Annotated in this window: 2 protein-coding genes and 1 riboswitch; of the genes, one reads left to right on the plus strand and one right to left on the minus strand. The window is 69.5% G+C overall.

Going from position 1 to position 3,632, the window contains the following annotated elements; genetic code table 11:
• Positions 1-1,383: YibE/F family protein (locus tag HW445_RS22335; RefSeq protein ID WP_180222759.1), on the minus strand; the 1,383-nt coding region annotated here is incomplete at its 3' end.
• Positions 1,384-1,463: 80 nt separating this feature from the next.
• Positions 1,464-1,638, plus strand: a riboswitch (TPP riboswitch).
• Between HW445_RS22335 and thiC the strand changes: the two genes are divergently transcribed.
• A complete protein-coding gene (gene thiC, locus HW445_RS22340) occupies positions 1,631-3,424 on the plus strand; it encodes a phosphomethylpyrimidine synthase ThiC (RefSeq protein WP_180222758.1) in 1,794 nt (597 codons plus the stop codon). (Overlaps the previous riboswitch by 8 nt.)
• Positions 3,425-3,632 lie beyond the last annotated feature (208 nt).

The raw sequence follows: 3,632 nt of genomic DNA on the forward strand, positions 1-3,632 counted from the left end.
CGGGCGGTCCGCGGCGACCACCAGGGCGGCCAGCGCGGTGGTCACCGGTACCGAGGCCACCAGGCCGATGGAACCGACGAGGGTGCGCACGATCTCCTGGGCGACCAGTTCGCTGTTGGCGACCGAGCCCACACTGCTCTGGGCGATCGAGAAGAGCAGCAGGAGCGGCAGCGCCGCACCCGCGTAGGCCAGGACCAGGGTGTTGACCACCGAGGCGATGTGGTCCCGGCCGATCCGCAGACCGGCCCGGTAGAGCCCGCGCGGACCGAGCGAGGGGTTGGCCTCGTGGAGTTCCCAGACCGCCGAGGTCTGGGTGACCGTCACGTCGTCCAGGACGCCCAGCGAGCCGATGATCACGCCGGCCAGGAGCAGGCCGCTCATGTCGAGCTGCGGGTAGAGGCCGTGGATCAGTCCGGTGTTGTCGTCGGTGTTGCCGGTCAGGTCGCCCCATCCGATGAAGACCGAGCCCAGGACGCCGATCAGCAGCAGCGACACCAGGGTGCCCAGGACCGCCACCGACGTTCTGGCCGACAGGCCGTGGCACAGGTAGAGCGCGATCAGCATGATGGCGCTGGATCCGACCACCGCCACCAGCAGCGGATTCGAGCCCTGCAGGATGGCCGGCAGGATGAACAGGGTGAGCACCAGGAAGCTCACCGCCAGCGCGATGAGCGCCATCAGGCCCCGCAGCCGGCCCACGACCACGACCGCCACCGCGAAGATGCCCGCCAGCAGCGCCAGCGGGAACTTTCGGTTCATGTCCATGACCGAGTACTGGAGTTTCTTCGGCGCGGTCGGCTCGTAGGCGACGATCACCGAGTCGCCCTTCGCCAACTGCCGGGACTGGTCACGCTGCACCGTCTCGACGAAGGTCTTTCCCTGGTCCTTGCCGGTGTCGATGCGCACGGTCGCCAGGGTGCACTGCTGGCTCTGGTTCCCCTGGCCGCAGGACGCTTTTTCCACCTGGGTCACGGTGGCCTGCTCGGTGTGCCGGTCGAATCCCACACCGGAACGCTCGTGCCCCGGTGCCCCGCCGGGCCAGAGCACGAGCAGGCCGACGACCACCGCGGCGGCGAACGGGACCAGGACGGCGGTGATGATCCTCCGCAGGCGGCGGGAGGCCGGTGCGGCGGGCCCGTGAGCGTGGCTGTGGCCGTGACCGTGGCCGTCACCGGGACCGGAGCCGTGGCCGCTGCCAGAACCGTGGCCGTGGCCGGAGCCGTGGTCGGGTGGGGGCCCGTGGCGGGGTCCGTGGTCACGGGGGTGTCCCTGGCCCTGGCCGGGGCCAGGGCCGTGTCCATGGCCGTGACCGGGACCCTGCGGGTGGCCGTGAGGCACGTGTGCGCCGGTGGGGGGACGCGGTGGTTCGGGAGGCGGTTGCATGGTGCTCACGGACAGATCATCCCAAGAGTGACAGAGGCCTACTGTTCACCGCGCCCGGCGGGACGCTAGCGTGGGGTCACCTTTGCACACGCGGGAGCTCGGAGCACCGGGCTGAGAGGACGCTGACTTCCGTTCCGCCCTGTTCCAGGGCGGACAGACGATGTTTCACGGGAAACATCGCACCGGAGACCGCTGCGTCGACCGCCGAACCTGTTACCGGGTAATGCCGGCGTAGGGAGTAGGTCTCATGACCGACAAGGACGCACGCACGCCTGCTCGTTGGCACAAGAGCTACGTGGAAGGCTCGCGGACCGACATCCGCGTGCCAGTACGTCAGGTCCACCTCACCAATGGCCGTTCGGTGTCGCTGTACGACACCTCCGGCCCGTACACCGATCCGGCGGTCGTCACCGACGTGCGTCGGGGTCTGCCGCCGCTGCGGCAGAACTGGATCATCGCCCGCGGCGACACCGAGGAGTATCCGGGCCGTCCCGTCCGACCCGAGGACGACGGCATCCGCCACACCTCACCGCGCGGCGGACTGCGCAACCTGGACGCGGTCTTCCCGGGCGAACCGCGGCGCCCGCGCCGCAGTCCGGCGGGCCGACCGGCGACCCAGCTCGTCTACGCGCTGCGGGGCGAGATCACGCCCGAGATGGAGTTCGTCGCCCTCCGGGAGAACGTCTCGCCCGAGGTCGTGCGGGAGGAGATCGCGGCGGGGCGGGCCGTGCTGCCCGCCAACGTGAACCATCCGGAGATCGAGCCGATGATCATCGGCAAGCGTTTCCTGGTGAAGGTCAACGCCAACATCGGCAACTCGGCGGTGACCTCCTCCATCGAGGAGGAGGTGGAGAAGATGACCTGGGCGACCCGATGGGGCGCCGACACGGTGATGGACCTCTCCACCGGCCGCAACATCCACACCACGCGTGAGTGGGTGCTGCGCAACTCCCCCGTCCCGATCGGGACCGTGCCGCTCTACCAGGCGCTGGAGAAGGTGGACGGCAAGGCCGAGGAGCTGACCTGGGAGATCTACCGGGACACGGTGATCGAACAGGCCGAGCAGGGCGTGGACTACATGACCGTGCACGCCGGCGTACGGCTGGCCTTCGTGCCGCTGACGGCCGGGAGGAAGACCGGCATCGTCTCCAGGGGCGGATCGATCATGGCCGCCTGGTGCCTGGCGCACCACAAGGAGAGCTTCCTCTACGAGAACTTCGAGGAACTGAGCGAGATCCTGGCCTCCTACGACGTCACCTACTCGCTGGGCGACGGCCTGCGCCCGGGGTCGATCGCCGACGCCAACGACGAGGCGCAGTTCGCGGAGTTGCGCACGCTCGGGGAACTCAACCGGATCGCCAAGCGTTGTGGTGTGCAGACGATGATCGAGGGCCCGGGACACGTCCCGATGCACAAGATCAAGGAGAACATCGACCTTCAGCAGGAGATCTGCGATGAAGCTCCGTTCTATACGCTCGGCCCGCTGACCACGGACATCGCTCCGGGCTACGACCACATCACCTCCGGCATCGGCGCGGCGATGATCGCCTGGTGGGGTACGGCGATGCTCTGCTACGTCACCCCCAAGGAACACCTGGGCCTGCCCGACCGGGACGACGTCAAGACGGGTGTGATCACCTACCGGATCGCCGCCCACGCCGCCGACCTGGCCAAGGGGCATCCGGGCGCCCAGGAGTGGGACGACGCGCTCTCCGACGCACGGTTCGAGTTCCGGTGGGAGGACCAGTTCGACCTCTCCCTCGACCCGGACACGGCACGGGAGTTCCACGACGAGACGCTGCCTGCCGAACCGGCGAAGACGGCGCACTTCTGCTCGATGTGCGGGCCCAAGTTCTGCTCGATGCGGATCAGCCGGGACATCAACGAGCGGTTCGGCGGGGACGCGGGGGCGGCGGGTTCCGCGGAGGCGATCGCCGAGGGCATGCTCCAGAAGTCCAAGGAGTTCGCGGCGGGCGGCAACCGGGTCTACCTGCCTCTGGCCGAGCGGGCGGAGCCGCCCGTCGAGGCCGTGGCGGACTGACGCGGGGCGTGACGCACGGCGGCGTGCGGCTCCATGCCGTACGGCGGCGTGGCGTACGGCTCCACGTCGTACCGCGGCGTGACGTACCGCTGACGGCCGAGCGCTGAGCGGTGGTACGTCACCCGCATCGGTCGCGCGCCGATGCGGGTACGGGGTGCGGGCACAGGTGCCGTGGGGCCGACTGGGGCCGCACACCCTGTCCGGGCCG

The organism is Streptomyces sp. UH6, from assembly GCF_013421635.1.
Classification (GTDB): Bacteria; Actinomycetota; Actinomycetes; order Streptomycetales; family Streptomycetaceae; genus Streptomyces; species Streptomyces abyssomicinicus.

What these genes read in the sequence shown, in the direction of transcription:
- thiC (WP_180222758.1), top strand. Translation starts at nt 1,631, where the DNA reads ATGACCGACAAGGACGCACGCACGCCTGCTCGTTGGCACAAGAGCTAC.